This is a genomic window from Ningiella algicola (genome assembly GCF_028401415.2).
Lineage (GTDB): Bacteria > Pseudomonadota > Gammaproteobacteria > Enterobacterales > Alteromonadaceae > Glaciecola.
In genome coordinates, this window is the sequence record NZ_CP171821.2 from 3062501 (window position 1) to 3084876 (window position 22376).

At 43.9% G+C, this 22376-nt stretch carries 19 protein-coding genes and 2 rRNA genes (1 of these 21 cut by a window edge); 11 read left to right on the forward strand and 10 right to left on the reverse strand.

Translation table 11 applies throughout. The annotated features are described in order from the left end of the window. The 4 genes from PN836_RS13345 to PN836_RS13360 form a co-directional block, all read left to right on the forward strand. Positions 1-2174, forward strand: a 23S ribosomal RNA gene (locus PN836_RS13345) (it extends 920 nt beyond the left edge of the window). A gap of 165 nt (positions 2175-2339) precedes the next feature. Next, positions 2340-2469, forward strand: a 5S ribosomal RNA gene (rrf, locus tag PN836_RS13350). A gap of 485 nt (positions 2470-2954) precedes the next feature. After that, positions 2955-3197, forward strand: a complete 243-nt coding sequence (locus PN836_RS13355; RefSeq protein WP_395339059.1) for an EF-hand domain-containing protein — start codon at positions 2955-2957, stop codon at positions 3195-3197. A 114-nt stretch (positions 3198-3311) separates the two neighbouring features. Next, positions 3312-4064 (forward strand): sulfite exporter TauE/SafE family protein, encoded by a 753-nt coding sequence (locus tag PN836_RS13360; protein WP_395339061.1) that lies wholly within the window; start codon positions 3312-3314, stop codon positions 4062-4064. Positions 4065-4092: 28 nt separating this feature from the next. On the opposite strand, the gene PN836_RS13365 is transcribed toward PN836_RS13360, so the two are convergent. The 8 genes from PN836_RS13365 to PN836_RS13400 all read right to left on the reverse strand — a co-directional run bounded on the left by PN836_RS13365 (position 4093) and on the right by PN836_RS13400 (position 14232). Next, complete coding sequence (locus tag PN836_RS13365; RefSeq protein WP_395339063.1) at positions 4093-4917, reverse strand: hypothetical protein; 825 nt, start codon at positions 4915-4917, stop codon at positions 4093-4095. Positions 4918-5000: 83 nt separating this feature from the next. Next, entirely contained in the window at positions 5001-8093 is a 3093-nt protein-coding gene (locus tag PN836_RS13370; RefSeq protein ID WP_407076999.1) for an error-prone DNA polymerase, read from the reverse strand. Positions 8094-8109: 16 nt separating this feature from the next. Next, complete coding sequence (locus PN836_RS13375; RefSeq protein ID WP_395339067.1) at positions 8110-9597, reverse strand: Y-family DNA polymerase; 1488 nt, start codon at positions 9595-9597, stop codon at positions 8110-8112. A gap of 13 nt (positions 9598-9610) precedes the next feature. Further along, on the reverse strand, positions 9611-10387 hold the full coding sequence (imuA, locus tag PN836_RS13380; protein WP_395339069.1) for a translesion DNA synthesis-associated protein ImuA: 777 nt from the start codon (positions 10385-10387) through the stop codon (positions 9611-9613). Between the two features lie 131 nt (positions 10388-10518). Beyond that, entirely contained in the window at positions 10519-12312 is a 1794-nt protein-coding gene (locus PN836_RS13385; protein ID WP_395339071.1) for a DUF885 domain-containing protein, read from the reverse strand. Positions 12313-12316: 4 nt separating this feature from the next. After that, a complete protein-coding gene (locus PN836_RS13390) occupies positions 12317-12640 on the reverse strand; it encodes a DUF1820 family protein (RefSeq protein WP_395339073.1) in 324 nt (107 codons plus the stop codon). A 111-nt stretch (positions 12641-12751) separates the two neighbouring features. Then, positions 12752-13321: a TetR/AcrR family transcriptional regulator gene (locus tag PN836_RS13395; RefSeq protein WP_395339075.1), complete on the reverse strand. Its 570-nt coding sequence runs from the start codon at positions 13319-13321 to the stop codon at positions 12752-12754. An 83-nt stretch (positions 13322-13404) separates the two neighbouring features. Further along, the gene (locus PN836_RS13400; RefSeq protein ID WP_395345656.1) at positions 13405-14232 is read right to left on the reverse strand and encodes a zinc-dependent peptidase; all 828 of its coding nucleotides are present in this window, start codon (positions 14230-14232) and stop codon (positions 13405-13407) included. An 865-nt stretch (positions 14233-15097) separates the two neighbouring features. On the opposite strand from PN836_RS13400, the gene PN836_RS13405 reads away from it, so the two are divergent. After that, positions 15098-16774 carry a M28 family metallopeptidase gene (locus tag PN836_RS13405; RefSeq protein WP_395345659.1) on the forward strand — a complete coding sequence of 559 codons (1677 nt, stop codon included), beginning with the start codon at positions 15098-15100 and terminating at the stop codon, positions 16772-16774. Positions 16775-16811: 37 nt separating this feature from the next. Here PN836_RS13405 and slmA read toward each other — a convergent pair whose 3' ends face one another. Beyond that, complete coding sequence (gene slmA / locus PN836_RS13410) at positions 16812-17402, reverse strand: nucleoid occlusion factor SlmA (protein WP_395339076.1); 591 nt, start codon at positions 17400-17402, stop codon at positions 16812-16814. A gap of 6 nt (positions 17403-17408) precedes the next feature. After that, positions 17409-18662: a bifunctional phosphopantothenoylcysteine decarboxylase/phosphopantothenate--cysteine ligase CoaBC gene (gene coaBC / locus PN836_RS13415; protein ID WP_395339077.1), complete on the reverse strand. Its 1254-nt coding sequence runs from the start codon at positions 18660-18662 to the stop codon at positions 17409-17411. Positions 18663-18731: 69 nt separating this feature from the next. On the opposite strand from coaBC, the gene radC reads away from it, so the two are divergent. The 6 genes from radC (at position 18732) to PN836_RS13445 (ending at position 22376) form a co-directional block, all read left to right on the forward strand. Further along, positions 18732-19406 (forward strand): RadC family protein, encoded by a 675-nt coding sequence (radC, locus tag PN836_RS13420; RefSeq protein ID WP_395339078.1) that lies wholly within the window; start codon positions 18732-18734, stop codon positions 19404-19406. Positions 19407-19598: 192 nt separating this feature from the next. Continuing rightward, a complete protein-coding gene (gene rpmB / locus PN836_RS13425; protein ID WP_214452192.1) occupies positions 19599-19835 on the forward strand; it encodes a 50S ribosomal protein L28 in 237 nt (78 codons plus the stop codon). Positions 19836-19847: 12 nt separating this feature from the next. Beyond that, complete coding sequence (rpmG, locus tag PN836_RS13430; RefSeq protein ID WP_136252789.1) at positions 19848-20003, forward strand: 50S ribosomal protein L33; 156 nt, start codon at positions 19848-19850, stop codon at positions 20001-20003. A 211-nt stretch (positions 20004-20214) separates the two neighbouring features. Further along, positions 20215-20724 (forward strand): hypothetical protein, encoded by a 510-nt coding sequence (locus PN836_RS13435; RefSeq protein WP_395339080.1) that lies wholly within the window; start codon positions 20215-20217, stop codon positions 20722-20724. Continuing rightward, on the forward strand, positions 20717-21529 hold the full coding sequence (gene mutM / locus PN836_RS13440) for a bifunctional DNA-formamidopyrimidine glycosylase/DNA-(apurinic or apyrimidinic site) lyase (protein ID WP_395339082.1): 813 nt from the start codon (positions 20717-20719) through the stop codon (positions 21527-21529). Before PN836_RS13435 ends, mutM begins: the two co-directional genes overlap by 8 nt. Before the next feature lie 115 nt (positions 21530-21644). Continuing rightward, the gene (locus PN836_RS13445; RefSeq protein ID WP_395339084.1) at positions 21645-22376 is read left to right on the forward strand and encodes a glycosyltransferase family 25 protein; all 732 of its coding nucleotides are present in this window, start codon (positions 21645-21647) and stop codon (positions 22374-22376) included.

Sequence of the window (22376 nt, forward strand, 5' to 3'; positions counted from 1 at the left end):
GAACTCACTGATGTTGAAAAATCAGGAGATGACTTGTGGCTGGGGGTGAAAGGCCAATCAAACCGGGAGATAGCTGGTTCTCCCCGAAATCTATTTAGGTAGAGCCTCGGACGAACACCATTGGGGGTAGAGCACTGTTAAGGCTAGGGGGTCATCCCGACTTACCAACCCTTTGCAAACTCCGAATACCGATGAGTGCTATCCGGGAGACACACGGCGGGTGCTAACGTCCGTCGTGGAGAGGGAAACAACCCAGACCGCCAGCTAAGGTCCCCAAATATTGCTAAGTGGGAAACGATGTGGGAAGGCTAAGACAGCTAGGAGGTTGGCTTAGAAGCAGCCACCCTTTAAAGAAAGCGTAATAGCTCACTAGTCGAGTCGGCCTGCGCGGAAGATGTAACGGGGCTAAGCAATATACCGAAGCTGCGGCAAAGTCTTATGACTTTGGGTAGGGGAGCGTTGTGTAAGTGGATGAAGGTGGATTGAGAGGTCTGCTGGACATATCACAAGTGCGAATGCTGACATGAGTAACGATAATGGGGGTGAAAAACCCCCACGCCGGAAGACCAAGGTTTCCTGTCCCATGCTAATCAGGGCAGGGTAAGTCGGCCCCTAAGGCGAGGCCGAAAGGCGTAGTCGATGGGAAACGGGTTAATATTCCCGTACTTGTATAATCAGTGAAGGAGGGACGGAGAAGGTTATGCTAGCTTGGCGTTGGTAGTCCAAGTGAAAGTGTGTAGGGTGTTGGTTTAGGTAAATCCGGACCGACCATTTAAGAGATGAGCCTGAGACACGAGACGAGACTCTACGGAGTTGAAGTAGCAAATACCCGGCTTCCAGGAAAAGCTTCTAAACTTATGATTATACGAACCGTACCCCAAACCGACACAGGTGGTCAGGTAGAGAATACTAAGGCGCTTGAGAGAACTCGGGTGAAGGAACTCGGCAAAATAGTACCGTAACTTCGGGAGAAGGTACGCCCTTGGGTGTGATTGGACTTGCTCCATGAGCGCTTGAGGGTCGCAGTGACCAGGTGGCTGGGACTGTTTATTAAAAACACAGCACTGTGCTAAATCGAAAGATGACGTATACGGTGTGACACCTGCCCGGTGCCGGAAGGTTAATTGATGGGGTTAGCGTAAGCGAAGCTCTTGATCGAAGCCCCGGTAAACGGCGGCCGTAACTATAACGGTCCTAAGGTAGCGAAATTCCTTGTCGGGTAAGTTCCGACCTGCACGAATGGTGTAACCATGGCCACGCTGTCTCCACCCGAGACTCAGTGAAATTGAACTTGCTGTGAAGATGCAGTGTACCCGCACCTAGACGGAAAGACCCCGTGAACCTTTACTACAGCTTGGCACTGAACATTGACCCTACATGTGTAGGATAGGTGGGAGGCTATGAAACATTGTCGCTAGATGATGTGGAGCTGCCCTTGAAATACCACCCTTGTATGTTTGATGTTCTAACGTTGTCCCCTAATCGGGGATGCGGACAGTGTCTGGTGGGTAGTTTGACTGGGGCGGTCTCCTCCCAAAGTGTAACGGAGGAGCACGAAGGTTGGCTAATCCTGGTCGGACATCAGGAGGTTAGTGCAATGGCATAAGCCAGCTTAACTGCGAGACAGACACGTCGAGCAGGTACGAAAGTAGGTCATAGTGATCCGGTGGTTCTGAATGGAAGGGCCATCGCTCAACGGATAAAAGGTACTCCGGGGATAACAGGCTGATACCGCCCAAGAGTTCATATCGACGGCGGTGTTTGGCACCTCGATGTCGGCTCATCACATCCTGGGGCTGAAGTCGGTCCCAAGGGTATGGCTGTTCGCCATTTAAAGTGGTACGCGAGCTGGGTTTAGAACGTCGTGAGACAGTTCGGTCCCTATCTGGTGTGGGCGTTGGATGATTGATGGGAGCTGCTCCTAGTACGAGAGGACCGGAGTGGACGAACCGCTGGTGTTTGGGTTGTGATGCCAATTGCATTGCCCAGTAGCTACGTTCGGAACGGATAACCGCTGAAAGCATCTAAGCGGGAAGCCGGCCCAAAGATGAGTCATCCCTAGCGATTTAATCGCTTTGAAGGGTTGTTGAAGACGACGACGTTGATAGGCAGGGTGTGGAAGCGTTGTAAGGCGTTAAGCTAACCTGTACTAATTGCCCGTAAGGCTTAACCATACAACACCTAAGTAGGCTGAGGCTGAAGCGGGTAGTGTGTGAGGACGATTGTTAATCGTCGATAGAGTAGCCTCTTGCGTTAATGATGATAATTAGCAGTTTTTTCAGATGTTAAAGACACATATTTAGGTGTATCTGCACAAGCGGATATACCGACAGTTTATGTCTGGCGACAATAGCGATACGGTACCACCTGACCTGTAACAGGGCTAGCCATTTCGAACTCAGAAGTGAAACGTATTAGCGGCGATGGTAGTGTGGGGTTTCCTCATGTGAGAGTAGCACATCGCCAGACTCCCAATTAAAGAAAGCCCTGGCGTGATGCTGGGGCTTTTTTTATGTCCGATTAATAGTTATATGCAAGAGATATTAACGGCGCTGTTACCACATTATAACGCTATACCTTTGCTCTTTTACCGTATTAATATTTATACCCTAATGAAGGCCTGAGCCCTCGTTTTCAGCGCCTTTCCCTCATTAAATTTCAGATTGTCTTACAAATGCGACACCGAATATTCGGCTATATGTCACTTAAGCACTACAAAGGCATACATCAATAAAGATATAGAAATCAATACTTTAAAATATCGTAATAAATATTTTTTATTTTACGTAGCCAAGTACATACAGAAATTGGTAATGAGAGTGATCAAGTTTTCAGAAAAAATAAATAAGCTACTGTAATATATGGTTTTTTTAAAGATGGCATATAAAGTGTAATAGTCCGAGTGACGCATTACTTTTGATGCGACACTAAATAATGAATGAAAGGAGACTACTATGTCATTATTAAAAAACGTAACAGCAGTAACTTTATCTATTTTGTTTGTAGCATGCATGAGCTATAACGCAATGGCTTCGGAAGAGCTATTCACTGCACTTGACGTTGATCAAAGTGGAACAATTTCTGAAACCGAAGCGAGCGCTCACTCTGCTTTAAGTGTTATATTCAGTGAAGTAGATGCTGATGGTGACGGCGAAATTACTTATGATGAATTCGCAGCAGCGGGTCTTGATAAGTAAATTAGTACAGCGGGAGGCACCTCCCGCTCCCCTCAACGCATTATATTCTTGTCTTGCATAACTTAAGAGCTTTACCTAACCTTCACATCCCACTTTAGCAACTTAACTTGGTAAATGCTCGAAGTCTTTACTTACTCTCTTAGCTTTTCAAACCTTGTTTTTCTATTTCTCTGCGCATTGTTAATTGGAATGGCGAAAACCGGAATTCATGGCGTTGGCATGCTCGTGGTGCCTATTATGGCGCTTCTTTTTGGTGGGAAGAGTTCAGCTGGATTAGTTTTACCTATGCTAATAATGGCTGATTGCTTTGCTGTTTATTACTATCATCGGCATGCCAATTGGTCCTATTTGACTAAATTGTTTCCCTGTGCGGCGCTTGGTGTCGTTCTAGCAACTGCGTTTGGCCAACTCATCGATGATCAAGCCTTTACTATTGCAATGGCCTTGATTGTTTTTGCTAGCCTCGCATTAATGATCTGGTCGGAAAAGAAAAAAGATAAAAATATTCCTGATTTTTACTGGTTTGCCGCACTAATGGGTAGCTTGGGTGGTTTTACGACGATGGTAGGCAATCTAGCAGGGCCTGTAATGGCTCTATATTTTCTGGCGATGCGTCTTCCAAAAAATGAATATATTGGAACGGCCGCGTGGTTTTTTTTAATTATTAATTTGTTTAAAGTACCATTTCATATTTTCAGCTGGGAAACGATTACATTTAATTCTTTTGCGCTAAACATTATTACCTTGCCGGCGATTGCGCTCGGCGCATTTTTTGGTATTTATTTGGTTAAAAGAATACCGGAGCGAGCTTATCGGTGGTTTATTATTGGCACAACTGCCTTGGCGGCAATTGCAATGCTGGTATAGCAAATCATTTAACAGGTGTTATGGGGCCTCAGTATTGCGGTTGCTGTTGGCCGAAAATCTGCTCGTAGCTCTTTATTCCGTACGTTTCTTTGAGCATAGAAATAAGTTCTGCGTGTTCAATGGAGAACTGACTAATTTGCTCTAACACTAAAATGTGTTTTCGGGTAGATAGATGGTAGCTGCTTGTCGCTTTTGGTAAGTTTGTATTGATAACGAGGTTGCTGAGCGAAGGGTTGTTTTCAATCAAATATCTACCAACGTTGTACTCAACGTCTGCAGCGGTTGCGTCCCCCGTCTTTAGTGTATGTAACGCCATCTCTAGGTCACGCGCTGCGAGAGTATCAATGTTGTAGCGTTCTAATATTTGCATCCAAGATATTGCCGTATATCCATATGGAATGCTCACCGATTGGATGTCGCTTTCCTTAAGATCTCTATTGTAAGACGCGACAAAAGAAGCGCCCACGGCCTCCATTATTGAAATGCTGTATACATTAGCGTCCTTATTAGGACGATAGGCGGTCCAATCTGGATTGTCAGGAAAAATAAAGTCAATTTCTCCCCGATTGAGGGCACCTTGCAAGCGAACAGGCGGAAGCGCAATATACTCAAAGCGGTAGCCGTATTTTTGCGCAAAGGCTTCTAGTATGGACCAACTTGCCCCCTTATCTTCACTATTTCCAAAATCAAAAAGGGGATAGTGGTTTAAAAAGGAAACGCCGATTTTGTAATGCTTTAGATTTTCATCACTTGAAAGTGTATTTTCATTTGCAAGTGAAACACCGCCTATTAGTGCATATACAGCAAAGACGTATATAAGAAGGTTGAAAATATGAAATCGTATAGTGGGCATGCAGAATTATTTATTATCGATGATGTATAGATACAATATCGGAATAATTCTGAATTTATTGAGCAAATGATATGTTTTACTTTTTACCTAAACTCTCGACATGCAATGTCTAATTTTTCGAGCAAATGCGTTTTATCAATCAGCCTGCCTGCAATAATATGTATGACGTCACCATCTCCACGCTCCAAAATCCCGTTCACTTGAAGAACTTTTGCATTTAAATATGCTGTTTTCTGTGCTCTGGCGCTGCTTTGCCAGATGATCACATTGGTGTTGCCAGTGTGATCTTCTAAGGTAATAAAGGTAACACCGGCAGCTGTACCTGGGCTTTGTTTGCAAGCTACTACGCCAATGACTTTCACCAAACTTTTATGGGCTACGGACTTAAGCTCATTGGCTAATGTGAATGTGGGTAGTAATTTGGCATCATGTAACATGGCAATAGGGTGTTGATTGACCGACAGTCCGGTACTTGAATAATCCTCTACTAAATCATCAAAAAGACTGGGCTGTTGAATAAGTGATTCAGTGCCTATTACTCCTTCATTCTCATCCGATTGTGCAAATAAAGGCAGCCTAATACTATTGTCCATTAGCTGCCAGCGCGCATCAAATCGATTGGCTGTGAAGCAAGCAAAAGCATTCGCGCTGGCAAGTGCCTGCATGCAGTTAGCGGGTAGTGAGAGCATATGAATAGACTGCATGGATGAAAAGGGTTTTGCAACGCGAGCCTTAATCAGTGCCTCTACAGAAGATTGCTTTAAACCTTTTACTAAACGTAAGCCAAGGCGAATTGAATAATGATGGTTTTTATAGTGTAAATTATGGTCATAAAGAGATTCATTTACGCAGCACGGGAGCACTTCTACACCATGATGCTTAGCATCTTGCACAATTTGTGAAGGACTATAAAACCCCATCGGTAATGAGTTTAATAAGCCTATATAAAAGACTTGTGGATAATAGTGTTTAAGCCATGCAGATACATAGGCTAATACAGCAAAAGAAGCAGAGTGGGACTCGGGAAAACCATATTCCCCAAAGCCGCATATTTGTTCAAATAAACGTTCTGCATACGCTTCGCTGTAATTTCGTTTGGTCATGCCATCAATTAACTTGCGGCGAAATTTATGCAGTGCCCCATTTTTCTTCCAACTGGCCATTGCGCGTCTTAGCTGGTCAGCCTCACCACCGGTAAAGCCTGCGGCAACCATAGCAAGCTGTATAACCTGTTCTTGAAATATAGGCACGCCCATGGTGCGCGACAAGACGGCTTCTATTGCTTTAGAAGGATAGCTAACCGGCTCTTTACCATCTCTTCTGCGCAAATAAGGGTGCACCATATCACCTTGAATAGGCCCTGGCCGAACGATGGCAATTTGCACTACCAAATCATAGTAACAAGCGGGCTTTAACCGCGGCAGCATCGACATTTGTGCGCGCGATTCAATTTGGAATACACCTACCGTATCTGCCTGTTGAATTTGTCGATATACTTGCTGGTCATCGCCTAAACGGGTAATAAAAGCGATGCTGCAGTCTTGCTGATAGTATTTTTTGAGCAAATCAAAAGACTTGCGGATAGCGGTGAGCATGCCAAGTGCGAGCACGTCTACTTTAAGTAAAGCTAAACTTTCTAAATCGTCTTTATCCCACTGAATAACCGTGCGTTCATCCATGGCGGCATTTTCAACCGGCACCAGCTCATACAATGGCCCTGCTGATATGACAAAACCGCCCACATGTTGCGATAAATGCCGAGGAAAGCCAATAAGCTGCTCTACCAGCGTAATAAATTTGCTCGCAAATTCTGACTCTGGCTCAATACCGAGCTCACCTAGCTGTGACTGCCAGCTAAGCGTGCGGTCGCGGCGATTAACGTTTTTGATAAAAAAACCCAAATCGGTGGCGTTGATTCCCATTACCTTGCCAAGTTCTCTAAGCGCACTTTTAAAGCGATAGCACACTACAGTAGCCGCCAATGCAGTGCGCTGGCGCCCATATTTTTTGTAAATATACTGGATAACTTCTTCTCGACGCTCATGCTCAAAATCCACGTCAATATCAGGTGGCTCATTACGCTCTTTTGAGATGAAGCGTTCAAACAGTACGCTAATCTGCCGTGGATCGACGGCGGTGATTTCTAGGCAGTAACATACGATGGAATTGGCAGCAGAGCCTCTACCTTGATAAAGAATGCCTTGGCGTTTGGCAAATTGAACGATGTCGTAAATGGTTAAGAAAAAGTGCTCATAGCCTTGCTCTTTTATTAGGGTGAGTTCCTTTTCAATCGTGCTGCGAATGTTTGCGCAGAGTTTTTCTCTTGCGCCAAAGCGAAGCTCAATGCCCTTTTCTACCAACATACGTAAATATTCACTAGGCGTCATACCTTTTGCAACGACTTCTGCCGGATACTGATAGGCCAGTTCTGACATGCAAAATGTACACGCTTGTGAAAGGAGTGCGGCATTGTTTAACCAATGTGCAGGATATAGCTGTTTTAGCTTATTCATTGGGCGTAAACTGCTTTCGCCATTGCAATGTGCTTCTCGCCCTAGTGCTTTAACATTTACTCCTTTGTCGATGGCTTGTAAGCATTGCTGCAATGCAAGCCTTGAAGGGTCATGCATGCAAGCGGCAGAAGTGGCGATAATATCCAGTTCAAACTGCTGAGCAAGCGACTGGCAATGGGCAATATATTCTTCTTCGTTTGCACATAGCCAGCGTTTTACAGCTAAAAATAAGCGTTCTTTAAAATGCTTTTGTAACCACTTAGCCCACTTAGCGTCTTTGCTTTTGCCACTTGGTAACCATAGGCAAAAGCAGTGTTTAATACTTTTTAGATCCCATTCGCTAAGCTCATATTCTCCTTTGCTAGCGCGTCGCCTTGCGTTGGTAATGATTCGACAACACTCTGAATAAGCCTGGCGATTAGGGCAAATCAACACCATAGTTTGCTGTTGATATTTAAACAGGCTACCCACAATAAGCTTAATTGGGATATGATTATTTTTGATTTCAGTATATGCCCTTACCACTCCTGCCATTGAGCATTCATCGGTGATGGCAATGGCTTGATAACCTAAAAAATACGCTTGACGTATATACTCCTCAGGATGAGATGCGCCATATAAAAACGAAAAGTTAGATTGGCATACTAACTCAGCAAAAGGCATGTAATGCTCAGTGGATTTAGACGAAGTAGCCATGTAAATACCACTTTTGCTCAGGCGTTTTAAATACCCATATTTGTTGGCCTTGCTCGTTTTGACCAATATAGTAATCGCGACTGATTTTATGATTATCCCACCAGCCTGACACGATGCGCTCTGGGCCTTTGATCACTTTTATCTTATGTTGCAAAAGCTCAGGGTGTTTGAGTAAAAGACCAGGCCTGTCAGCAAAAATGCTGACTTTGTTGCTGACGGTTGCAGCCTGATGTTTTGCTTCAAACTCGGTTGCTGCTTCGGGTCTAAAGTCGTTTACAAATTTTAAACCACTGACTTTGGGGGTAAGCTTGTTGCTACCGAGTTTGCTGCTTAATCTCGATAGCAATGACATAGCTGCAACGTGAGTCGATTTACGAGTAAAAAAGTCATCATGCGTACTGTGTGCTTCTTCATGCTTAGGGCAGTGTAGAGCAATAGCGTATATGGGTGAGCTAAAAGTGATTCGCTCCATCTTTAAGGCGATGATATCTAGCCATTCTTTGCTCTGGTAAATCGGTAGCGCGCTATTAAATATGATATTGAGCGCTTTGTGTTCGCGCTGATGAAAGTCAATATTAATGCTGATGCAGTGGGCGTTGCGCACATATAAGAAGTGGCTAAGCTTTTCCAGAGCATGAGCAATCACGGGCAGTAGCTTGTCACTAAGCGAAATTTCATACATTAACTCAATATAATCATCGTAGCGCGTGAGTGGTTTAAAAAACGTGACTTTAGAGGGCGCCTGACCGCGTAACTCTGAAATGATCCCCAAACTGTGTCGGGTTACTCGATTCGCAAGTTCTGATAAAGGCAAAGTATCTAAATCGGCAACGCGATGAATGCCTATGCGTTTTAATTTTTCTAAATCTTTGGGCTGGATGTCAGAATAAGTAAGCTGACAAGTTTTAAGTACTTGCTCAATCATCGCTCTTTGGCTAATGTTTTGATTGACGTCTTTATTTTCGCTATGCATAACGACAAAACCTAAGCCTTGTTTAGCCATTAATTTAGCCGCTTGAATAGAAAAGGCGCTAGCGCTCGTAAAATGATAATTATATTGCTCAATACAGCGCTGAATGCATGCCCAATAATTGTCTAAACCGCCGTAAAGCTTCAACATGTTTTGCGCCCGTAAAATAATGCCGTTGGGAGGGCTCAATACAATGTCGGAGGTAACTAAATATAAGCTATTCGCTAAATGCTCTAAGGTATTTTGTTCTACTTCAGCGCGATATTCATGCAAAATCAGATCAGGGTAAAGCAAGCTAGCGCTGGCAAGACCCATCCCTGTTTTTATGCCTCTTTGATGGGCACTTTTGTTCACTTGTACAATTTGATTTTCTTGTGTTTCGTATATACCGCGAGGCTCGTCAATAGACGCACTTTCAGCTTTCTGCCCTTGCTCAATAACATCAAGCTGAAGCCTTGGGAAGTGTAGATAAATCCACAGTGAACGTGTATCAAATTGCATTTTTTATCACCCATCAAGAACTTGGATGTTTGGGTGAATACACAGGTGAATGTATCGCTGAATGCGATTGAATCGATACCACTTTGCCAAAGGGTTTTTGTGGATTTTTAAAGTGCGCACGAGTCCGGCATTTAAAAGGCACTTTGACTTTCACAGCAGGTTTTGCCCAGCCGATCTTTTGCTTGTTAATTTTGATGTGTAGCTGTTCATCTTCTCGTTTTAAAGATAAAGATAAACTTAAGGGCAAATTTTGCAAAGCTCGCTGGCTATTATCAAACCAAAAACACTGACACTGCCCATGTAGCGACGCTAATTCAAGTTTTCGTATTTGTGTATGCTGTAAAGACTGCTGCCATAAAAACACACTCGCACAGGCCCCGCTTTTTGCGCATTGCTCTGCACTCCAAAGAGCCTCTTCCGGTGTCTCTGGATTGATGACAATTAACCGCGATAAATCGATATTTTCTGATAAGAAAAATTCAGCATTGAGCATAAAAGGTGGCGCAATAAATACCCATAGTTTGCTGTCTGCATGACTTTTTTCTCGGGTTTTATTACGATTATTATTGTCGCGCTGTTGCTTTAGCACACTCAGCATTAAGCGCAACTCCCCACAGCCTAACTGGCTGCTGATATGGACCATGCCTGATGCAGGAAAGCCTCCTGATAAGGCATTATCTAATTCATCAAAACCGGTATTTAAGCCTGTTGAGGCTTGTTGTGTTTGTGCAGTGCTTTTGGCTGTCCATACCCATTGCTTACTTTCCAACTCATGCAAAATAGGATTCATATGGCACTCATTTATACTGTATGTTTATACAGTATAAATATTTTACTTAAGTGATCAACTGTTTCTCATGCCTCAGCGGCATGAGAAAGGTAAGCGACTTATTTGCAAAGGTTTTTTAGTTAGAAGATAGCTTAACTAGCATTGGAGCTTTGAAGTGCATTCTCAATAAAGGTATCGATTTTACGCTCCAAAATAAAAAGAGGCACTGAGCCGTGTGCAAGCACTTCATCGTGAAAAGCGCGAAGATCAAAGGCTTCACCTAAGGCAAGTTCAGCTTTTTGTCTTAGCTCTTTGATTTTTATTTCGCCAATTTTGTATGAGAGTGCCTGAGCTGGCCACGAAATATAGCGGTCAATTTCGGTTCTTACGTTATGCTCACTAAGGGCAGTATTCTCAAGCATATAATCCATGGCTTTATCACGGCTCCAGCCGAACACATGCATGCCGGTATCAACGACTAAACGGCAGGCACGCCACATCTCATAGCTCAAGCGGCCAAAGTTATCATATGGGTCTTCATATATACCGACTTCAAGTCCAAGAAACTCAGAGTATAAGCCCCAGCCTTCGCCAAAGGCTGAAATGTAGGTCTTGCGACGCACTTGCGGTAAATCTTCCATTTCTGCTGCAAGAGATATCTGAAAATGATGGCCAGGAACAGCTTCGTGAAGCGTGAGCGCTGGAAGAGCATAAAGTGGTCGCTTGTCCAGTGCATAGGTGTTTACCCAATAATAGCCTGGATCGCTATCGCTACGCGGTGAAATATAGCGACCGGTTGTGTATTTAGGTGCGATGCTGTCGGGTACAGGTGCGACGCCGTAAGGCGTGCGCGGCATCTTATAAAAGAGTTGAGGCAGGCGTGCGTCCATCTGCTTTGAAATATATGATGCGGTGATGATGAGCTCTTCAGCCGTTTTCGCATAAAACTGCTCATCGGTGCGCAAAAATTCAATGAATGCATTAATGTCGCCGTCAAACTCAAGCTCATCGACTATTTGCTGCATTTCGCTTCGAATGCGTGCAACCTCTGCCAGGCCGATATCGTGTATCTCCTTAGCACTCATATCGGTTGTGGTGAAATATTTAATACGATTGGTATAAAACGCTTTGCCATCAGGCCATGTGGTTGCGGCTATATTGGTCTTAGTATTTGGCTTATACTCATCAACAAAGAAATCATAAAAAGCCTGATAAGCAGCTCTTACTTTGCCTACTTTTTGCATGGCCAAGTCTAAGCTTTCTTCGCTCATTAATTCGCTACTTGCCTTAGCAAAAGGCAGATAAAAAGGGTGGGCTTCCAGCTCTGGCTCAAGATAGGGTTTGATAGAGTCTTCATAGCCTATTAGTACGACTTGAGGCTGTGAATGCTCCACTGCCAAGCCTTCGCGCATGTATTCGATGTTAAGCTGGATATTAGTCACCGCTTCATCGAGTAACTGAAGGTAACTTTCAAGATCGTCGGCATTTAATAAACGCGTATTATCAGGAATTCTGCCTAAACTGCTATGAAAGCCATATTCAGATGTGATGGGCACGCGATAGCTTTTGAATTTGAAGTTATCAACGTAATTACTTAAGCGATAAACTTGCATCAAATAAGAGATTTGATCAGTATCGTCTAAGCTGTTGATATCTATATTATCAAGCTTGCCTAAATATACGTTAAATCGGTCAAAGCGCGCTTGCATGGCTTGCATGCTGATGTCAGTCAGCGCTCTACTTGGTGTGCGTCCTTCACTTCTTGCCAAAGAGGGAAACTGAGATAACTCATACTCCCAAATATCATCGAGCAAGTGATGAAACTCGCTTTTTATGTCACTGGACGGGTTTTGCTCGGATTGCGCAAACCCTGGGTTTGAAACAAAGACGATACCGCACAATACATAAAACAGGAAAGCTGGCAGCAAGCTCAATGATGTTTTCATAGAATCACTTCTTCGGGGTATAAATTGGCGAGTGTAGTGCGGTGACTTTATCAGAAAGTTGACTGATTTTCGCGCTGCCTTGTTTTTCGACCTGATCAATTCGCAATACGTTGTGCATTGGAATGAAGCTACGCTTTACTTTGCTAAACTCATCTTTGAGTTTTTCGTGGCTTGGATCAAGCACCAGTTCGGTATGGTTGTCCCAAACAAAGTCACCAATTTCGATAAAGCCAAACACTTGGCTTGAAACCAGCTCTTTGACATAGAGCTCATATCGTTCACCGTTACTGATAAATTGAATACGATAAATCGCTTCTGATTTGCTCATGTGGCTCACATTTTAGTTAAGAATGACGGCATATCTATTATACCGTTAATACTCATTACGGATTTGCCCTATGTATGGTCTATTTTCGACGATTTCAAGCCGAATTATCGTTTAGCTCGACAAAGAAAAGACTGAGGCGATCATCAAGGCGATATCTTCTTGACCTTGAATGATATGACTGGATATTGCGAAGCCTTGCGCTAAACACGTTAGCTTTAAGGCTTGCTGTTCAGCGTTAATGTTTGTGCCCAGCGCACCACTATTTTGTGCCCGCTCAATAAGCGCAATAAATTCTAGCTGCAGTTGATCATAAAACCAGCGCGCCTGATGTTGCATAGCGTGATTTGACCGACCCATTTCCACGATAAGTTTGCTTAACAGGCAGCCCTTTGAAGCGATCAATTGTTGATATTGATTAAAATAGGCTTGGATACTCTCCTGTGCATCAGCAGATATATGTAAATATTGATTAAGAGGAAGTAGATGGTTCTGCAAATAATGATTTAGCAGCGCTTCAAAGAAATCTTCTTTGTTTTTAAAATGGATATAGAATGCGCGTCGATTAAAGCCGGTATCTTTAATTAACGAATGCATAGAGCACGCTCGATATCCGCGCTCTATCGCCAGGGGAAGCGCCATTTCAAGGACCCTTTCCAAGTCATACTTAACTTGTTGCGGCATCTTTATCACAACTAAACTTCAAAGAATGACTGTTCTTATAAGCGAGCCTCGCAAATTAATCAAGTGAAATCATCACAAGCGCCTCACCACGCACTTGGATCGACTTGATAAAACCGACTCAATTGCTCGTAAAGCGATCTATGAAACTGCTGCAGTTCGTTTGATTTTTCAAAAAACACTTCGCTAGCAACGGCGAAAAACTCAGCAGGGTTGGTTGCACCATAATAATCAAATACTGAGGGCTCACCGCGCGTTGCGCGTTGTTGGAGTTGTGCAAATTCTGCAGCAAATATTTGCGACCACTGCTGATAGCTCTGACTTTGCTGAAGAATAGGCGCCCCATTGGCACTGCCACTTTCTTGATCCAGCTGGTGAGCAAATTCGTGGATGACAACGTTGCGCCCATCATCGGGTAAATGCGCTCCTTCAAGCGTGTCATGCCACGACAGTACAACGTTACCATGCCCCCATGATTCGCCTGCTAAAACAGAATCTTTAACTGAGTGTATGCCGTCTTGTCCTATGTTTTGATGACGTTTTACAAAAGCGCGTGGATACACCAGTATCGATTTAAGCTTTGGATAATAGTCGGTCTGGCGATTCAGCAATAGTAAACATGCCTGAGCGGCAATCGTTATGCGAATGTCATCGTTTATCTCAATGCCTTGGCATCCGACAAAGCGCTTCTCGCTTATAAATACAAGAATATGCCGTTTGAGTTGCAGCTGCAGATGATCGGGCATTTGTCGAAAATATGGCATTCGCCGCTGAATAATTCGCCGCCAATGCGTTTTAAATGGCTGGCTCGCTGCTTTTTCACGCGAGCGGGCTTTTAAAATAGGTTTGAGCAGAATATACGCAATAATTGCGACGACCACTAAAACAAGGAATAAGTAGGCGAATACGTTAATAATAAATGCCGTTGTAAAATAGATGTTTTAACCTTATCTCACATCTTTAGCTGTCAAGCAAACAGGCTCTCTGAACGGTTAATAAAAGTCTCGCGTAATGCGATAATCTATTTAACCTCAACTCGGGATAAGCGACAGCGCCAAGTAGCGCTAAAAACGCGAATTACTGCGTTGCAAAAGCGAGCAATAGAATGACTATTACGTCACTTTTGCGCCTTGCACTTCACGTTTTTATCACTACTTGGTGATAATTTAATAAATACATAGTTAAAACATGCATTTGCACTATCGCTTATCCCGAGTTGAGGTTATTTAATACAATACTGCAGAAATCAAAACAGTGTAAGACCTGACTGAGCGCAATGAATAGGGAAGGCCAAATTGAGATTTGATTTATGAGACTGAAAACAGCTTTTGGTATACATCTAGCGCTTGGCATACTCACTCTGATGCTGGCTAGCTTGGCCGTATTACCTAGCCCTTATGCACTATACCTTCGGAATCTTGGCATTTTCTTTTGCCTCGTTTGTTTGTTTTATCTTATATTTTTGCCGCAGTATCGGCATTTTGAACAAAAAGCCTTGTGGAAACATATTCGCACTAAGTTACATAAGTCGATTCTAGACCTTGTCTGGCTGGCTTCACCGCTGATTCTATCTGTATTAGCAAGTGTTATGATGATAATTACTTTAAGGACGGCTGGCTAATTGTTTTGCCAAGTTGACCCTTAATAGAGCTTAGCCTTATACTCCGTCGCAATCCTTGTAGTATTGCTGTCATCGCTTGAATACAAGCATTAGTTAGCACTAATCAAATGCCAGCAACAGTAGTAGAGATACTCGTGAATATAAATGTATTATTGCTGATGAATAAGCCATTCGTGCGCTTATTTGGACTTGCCGTGTTGCTTAACAGTTTAACAAGCTGCCATCAAACCCCACCCAATTATTCAACTTCTGAGCTTAACGATACTCAAGTTAATGTAGAAAACATCAAAGCGCATATGGAGTTTTTAGCCGATGATTTACTTGAAGGCCGCGATACCGGTTCTATAGGGCACGAAATTGCATCACTTTATTTAGCCAGTGAGTTTCAAAAATATGGGCTTGAGCCCATTGGCGAAGACGGTACATTTATGCAGCGTGTTGCTTTTCGAAAAGCGATGTTGGTGCAAGAGTCGCCAAGGTTATCCTTCACGTTTAATGACGGTTCGAGCAAAAGCCTTGACTACCCGAAAGACTTTTTAATGGGGCCAAGCGCCGTCAGAACGCAGTCCCAAGTTTCAGCTCCCTTAGTCTTCGTGAGCTATGGAATCATCGCTCCAGAGTTTGATCACAATGATTATGAAGGGCTGGATGTAAAGGGCAAAATTGTGGTTGCTCTGGCAGGTAAGCCAAGCACACTAGACTCAGAAGAGGGCGCGCATTTATCGACACAAAAGAGGAAATTTGCGGTGAACCAAGGGGCTATAGGGTTTATTACAATACAAACGCCCAATGGTGAAAAAGTGCGTCCTTATGAACGTTCGCTTAACTATATTCATGCCCCTCGTATGCGTTGGGTCGACCCGCAAGGCGAAGTAGGGGATACCTATCCACAGATACAAGCGAGTGCTTATTTAAGCATGGCGAGTGCTGAAACCTTATTTGCTAGCGCTCCGGTAAAAGCGCAAGACATATATGCCCAGCTTGAACAAGGTAATATTCCCAAAGGCTTTGATATGACGATAAAAGCCAGTCTCGCGTCGGCTTCCACACATGAGGATTTAAGCAGTCCGAATGTCGCTGCCGTGCTGCGCGGAAGCGATCCAAAGTTAAGGGATGAATACGTGGTGTTTACAGCCCATTCTGATCATTTAGGTATATCAAAATCGGTAGAAAAAGACCGCATTAACAACGGCGCGATGGATAACGCCTCTGGCACCTCGGTAATGCTAGAGACTGCGCGCATGTTTTCGCGTCTAGACACGGCACCTGCACGCTCAGTCATTTTCTTAGCGGTCACGGGTGAGGAGAAAGGCTTGCTTGGCGCAGACTATTTTGCGAAAAATCCAACCGTAGCGCTTGAGTCTTTGGTTGCCAATGTGAATTTAGACATGCCTTTGCTCACCTACAAATTTGCCGATGTTATTGCCTTTGGCGCAAGTCACAGCACAATGGGCAAATATGTTGAGACGGCGGCAGCAAATGCCGACATAAAGCTTACCGATGATCCTTGGCCTGACTTGAATTTGTTCACTCGCTCTGATCACTATGCTTTTGTGAAACAAGGCGTTCCGGCGGTGTTCTTAGTGACAGGTATAGAGTCAAAAGATCCAGAAGTTGATGGCAGTCAGGTGCTCAATAACTTTTTATCAACGCATTACCACCGACCGTCAGACGACATGCAGCAAGACTTCGATTGGGAAGCCGCTAAAACGTTTACGCAAGTTAACTTCGAAATAGGAAAAACCCTTGCAGATGCAAAGCAACGGCCTACTTGGTATGAGAGCAGTTTTTTTGGTCGAACGTTTGGAAAAGACTACAACTTAGGTGAGCAGTAGAAAGCCTTGGCGCAGTTAGCCTGTGCCAACACTTTATTTATTGTAAGTAGGAATTTTTGATATGTCCCCAATGCTCATTGAACTGCTGAGTGGGACGCCTTTCAAATTGGCTGCGCACATATTGATTCACCTTGCCATCAACAAAGCAAATCAACAAATTCGCTAGCAGCGCTTCATCCACAGTAGCGGCTTTACCTTCTCTTAGCTTTCGTTCGCGCAGCACTTGTTTAAGCTGAAGCTCAAGTCGATCAAATAACTGCGCAATGCGCTCACGCAGCCGCTCTTGCTCACCCATTAAAGCATCACCATTGAGAATACGCGTTATTCCTGGGTTCTTTTCTGCAAAGCCTAATAGCAAATGAAGAATAAGCTGGCAGCGATTAGACGCATCTTTCTCTTCACTGATAATTTTGTTGATACGAGAAAACAAAGTTTCTTCAATAAATTCGATTAAACCTTCAAACATTCTGGCTTTTGAAGGGAAATGTCGATACAGCGCTGCTTCGGAGACACCCACTTCTTCTGCAAGCTTAGCGGTCGTAATTCGCTGACCGTGATGTGTCTCTAGCATTCCTGCGAGGGCTTGAAGTATTTGCGCTTTTCTATTTGGTTTTTTAGCTGCGGGCATGTTGTTTTAATCTTGCTGTTTGTGTGTTCGAATATACTCTTTATGTACTAGTTTAAGTAGATCCATTGCGAGTGAGTCTTTACTAGCAGGCGCGAGCTCATGTTTTGAGTCTTTTGTAATGACAAGCAGTGCATTTCGATCAGAATTAAAGCCTAAACCATCAACCGATACATCATTTGCAGCGATCATGTTCAGACGCTTTTTGTCTAGTTTAGCCTTGGCGTAACTCTCAACATCCTGAGTTTCTGCAGCAAACCCGACGGTAAACGGCGGCTCTTTTCTGAATGAGACTGTTTTAAGAATATCAGGGTTTTGGGTAAATGTAAGAGAAAGTTCTTGTTCTTTTTTCTTAAGTTTTTGCGTATTCTCATTTATCACACGGTAATCCGCGACCGCTGCGCAGGCAATAAAGATATCTTGAGTTGCAATGTTTGACTCTACCGCATCAAGCATATCTTGTGCACTGACTACATCGATACGGGCGACATTTTTCGGGGCGCTCAAAGAAACAGGTCCTGTTACAAGTGTTACCTTTGCACCGAGCTTTTCGGCCGCTGCAGCCAGTGCAAACCCCATTTTGCCAGAACTATGATTAGACAAATATCGCACTGGGTCGATAGCTTCGAGGGTAGGACCTGCGGTGATCATGATTCGTTTGTTTTCGAACAAAGAAGAGCTTGCACAACGTTCTGATGAATGTGCATTTTCCATGTACACTTCAATGAAGCCTGCAAGCGACTCAACGATTTCGTCAGGTTCAATCATTCGCCCGTAACCTACATCCCCACACGCTTGTTCGCCAGCTGCTGGCCCAAGTTGAACGAGGCCTCGAGAAAGCAGCGTGTTTAGGTTATCGGTTGTTGCAGATGCAGCCCACATTTGTTGATTCATTGCGGGCGCAAACAATATGGGAGCCCGCGTTGCGAGCGCTAAGGTGCTGAGTAAATCATCTGCTAAGCCGTGTGCCAACTTGGCCATGCAGTTAGCGGTTGCTGGGGCAATAACAAATACGTCTGCCCAGCGGGCCAGCTCAATATGCCCCATGCCGGCCTCTGCGTCTTCATCCAGTAAGTGGGTGCTCACTTTTTCACCAGAGACTGCCTGTAATGATAATGAGGAAACAAAATGTGTGGCTGATTCGGTTAGTACCACGCGCACATTTGCGCCTTCGGCTTTTAATTTACGCACAAGGTCAGGCGTTTTATAAGCGGCAATGCCGCCGCTGATACCAAGTAATACATTCTTTTGTTCAAGTTGCATGCTGAGCCTTGTAGGATGCAAAATGTTGAGTATGAAAACATTAAACCACTGTTATCCAAGGAAGGAAACATGAAAATACTTGATTGGCCAGCGCAAGAACGTCCTCGCGAAAAGCTGATTCATCACGGCGTACACACATTAAGCGATGCAGAATTGCTGGCGATTTTTTTGCAAACCGGCTTGAAAGGACAAAATGCGGTGCAAACCGCAAAGGCCGCGCTGCGTTCATTCGGTTCGCTGCGTGCTTTGCTTCAAGCGCCGAAAAGAAAATTGTTATCGACGCCTGGATTTGGCAAAGCAAAATTTGCTTTATTACAAGCGAGTATAGAGTTACAAAAGCGCAATATGTCGGAACAAATGGTCAGAGAACGTTCCTTTTGCCATGCTGATGATGCATCGTCTTATTTAATATCTCAGCTTAGAGACAAGCCCAGAGAAGTATTTTCAATGCTCATGCTTGACTCTCAATATCAGCTCATTGCTTATCGAGAAATGTTTCAAGGCACCATCAATAGTGCCGCTGTGTATCCGCGAGAGCTAGTGAAACAAGCGATAGAGGACAATGCCGCGGCGGTGATCCTGGCACACAATCATCCAAGCGGAAAAGCAGAGCCAAGTCAGTCAGATATCAATATTACTCAAAAAATAAAAGATGCTATGTCGCTGATTGATATTTCGGTCTTAGATCACTTTGTAATCGGAGATGGTGTGGCTGTGTCGTTTGCCCAGCGGGGCTTGCTGTAGCGTTGAACGGTCGCGTTTTTCAAAACACAGATATAAGCTAAAGCGTAAAATGAGAAAAAGTTGGTGTGTACTAAGATTATTTGTTGTTTTTTACTTCACTTTACTGTATAAAATGCGCCCTCTTTATTAATCGCGTTACACAGCAACAATTTGCTGTAGTTAAACGGCAAACTAGTTGTTATGGAGACAATCATGTCTAAAGTATGTGCAGTTACAGGAAAGCGTCCTGCAGTGGGTAACAACCGCTCACACGCTAGAAACGCGACACGTCGTCGTTTCTTACCAAACCTACAAACCCACCGTTTTTGGGTTGAAAGCGAAAATCGCTTTGTGAAATTACGTCTTACCGCCAAAGGTATGCGTATTATTGATAAGAAGGGTATTGATTCAGTATTGTCTGACATCCGTGCTCGTGGTGAGAAGGTATAAGGAAGCAAGATTATGCGTGATAAAATTAAATTAGTATCATCTGCTGGCACAGGCTTTTATTACACCACAGATAAGAACAAAAGAAACATGCCGGGCAAAATGGAAATTAAAAAGTACGATCCAAAAGTTCGTAAGCACGTTATGTTTAAGGAAGCAAAAATCAAGTAAGACTTTGTCTTTACTCGAAACAGTATATTTGTCTCCAATAAAACCCAGCCCAGGCTGGGTTTTTTGTTGCCTAATAAAGATGCAAAGCTGATTTTGAGCTATGACTTCATTCACTATATGATATCAATTACATACAATGATAATGTGCGAACATTGCGTCGCTTTTTTATTCAATAAGCTACACAAGAACGCGGCTATACAAGGCATAAATATGCGGAAACTCTCGCAAAAAGCGTGGAACAATGTCCTGATATTCTCCATGCTCATCTTAATTGCGGTGCTAAATTATGACAGTCTGTTTGGTAGTGACGATGCGATATCTATTGAGCTAGTGCCGCAAGGAAACTTTATACTTAGCCTGCAAATTAACGAGCTAAGCTTTGAGCGCATTGGCAACGGGTGGCGTGTAAGTGCGCCAAGCAATGACGATTTGCCCGACATGCAAAATGACGGTATTCAAGCGCTTATTGCCCAGTGGCAATCGGCGCGACTACGTAAAAGCGCTGAATCTATTCCAAGCGAACGAGCAGCTTCGCCTGATTACATAGTGAGTTTGTGGCTCGCCGGAGACAGTGAGCCAACCTTGCTTGGTTTACTAAATTATCAAGGTACAGATTTCGCGGTTTATCGTGGCGAGCTTTATTTACTAGATTTCCCGACGATTCAGCAGCTGGTTCCTGCTAACACGCAAGCACCATCGAATGAGGCCGTCGATGCCTGAGTTGCCAGAAGTTGAAGTTACACGTCTAGGTATTGCGCCTTTTTTAACCAACAAAACCATCGAGAAAATACGCATTCACAATCCGAATATGCGCTGGCCTGTGCCAAATGAGGTCTTGTTATCAGAAGGTCAACGCATATCGAGCGTCACACGTCGCGCAAAATATTTGTTTATCAACACGGCTTTAGGCGCTTTGGTAATGCATTTAGGCATGTCAGGCAAAATGCGCGTGCTCGACATATCTGAAGCGCGCCAACTGCACGACCACATAGAAATCGAACTCAGTTCTGGCAAGAAGCTGGTGATGAACGATCCGCGTCGCTTTGGCAGTTGCTTATGGCAAGGCGTAAGCGATGACGCCTTAACATTATTGCAAAAACTAGGGCCTGAGCCATTAACCGACGACTTCAACGCTCAGCGTTTATTTGAACTCTCCCGCAAGCGCAAAGCGCCGATTAAAGCCTTTATTATGGATAATGCGGTCGTGGTTGGTGTTGGAAACATTTATGCCAATGAGTCTTTGTTTAAAAGCGGTATCGACCCAAGACGCGCCGCAGGTAGAATAAGCAAAGCACGCTATGAGCGCTTAGCTGACAATATTAAGCTCGTTTTAGCCAAAGCAATAGAGCAGGGCGGCACAACGCTGCGAGATTTTGCTCAAGCAGACGGTAAGCCGGGATATTTTGCTCAACATTTGCATGTTTACGGACGAACAGGCGAGCTTTGTGACGCTTGCCAAACGCCTATTCGTAATCAGGTCATAGGCCAACGAAACACGTTTTTTTGCATCAGCTGTCAGAAGTAAAAGACTTTCTGTCAGCCCAAGAACGCTCGTATTGTTTGCTGACCTGTGCCAATAAATTCGCTACACTTTACGCATGAATAGCAATCGCCATTAGCGTGCAAGGCCTTATAAAAAAATGCTGCCCATTTTTGTGATCAATTTAGATGGCTCTGATGAACGTCTTACAAATGTCGAGGGCCAACTAGCAAAGCAAAATTTAAACTTTGAGCGCATATCAGCGGTAGACGGGCGCAAACTAGATGAGGCTTCTCTGCACACTCACTATTGTCCGAAAACGAATCGCAAAGCCTACTATAAAGCGCTGACCCCTGGAGAGATTGGTTGCTATCTGAGCCATCGAAAAGCATGGCAGCACATGGTAGATAATCAAATTCCTCACGCGATTATCTTGGAAGATGACTTTATTCTTGAAAACTCACTGGGCGACTTGCAACGGCTTGTCAATGGTCAGCCTGATTTTGACTACGTAAAGCTATCGGACCATCCGTCGCGTCCACGCAAAACACAAACGATAGATGCCATTGGTGACTCACAGCTTATTCGCTTTGAGAAAGTGCCGGCTCGCACCTGCGCTCAGTTAGTGAGTCTACGTGGAGCAGAAAAGCTGCTTAAACACTCTGAAAGATTTGGTCGTCCAATCGATATCGACTTACAGTTTTGGTGGGAAAAGAACATCGAAATTTTAGGTTTCAAACCTTTTCCATTTAGCCCTGCGCCAGATGTGAAAAGCGACATTACCGCGGTACAAAGTCGCAGTTCAGTGAAAAAGCATCGAGTGAGACGCATTAAACAGCAACTCGCATTTAAAATTAATAATGCTTTGCGCAATAAAGGGGAATTCCGTTGA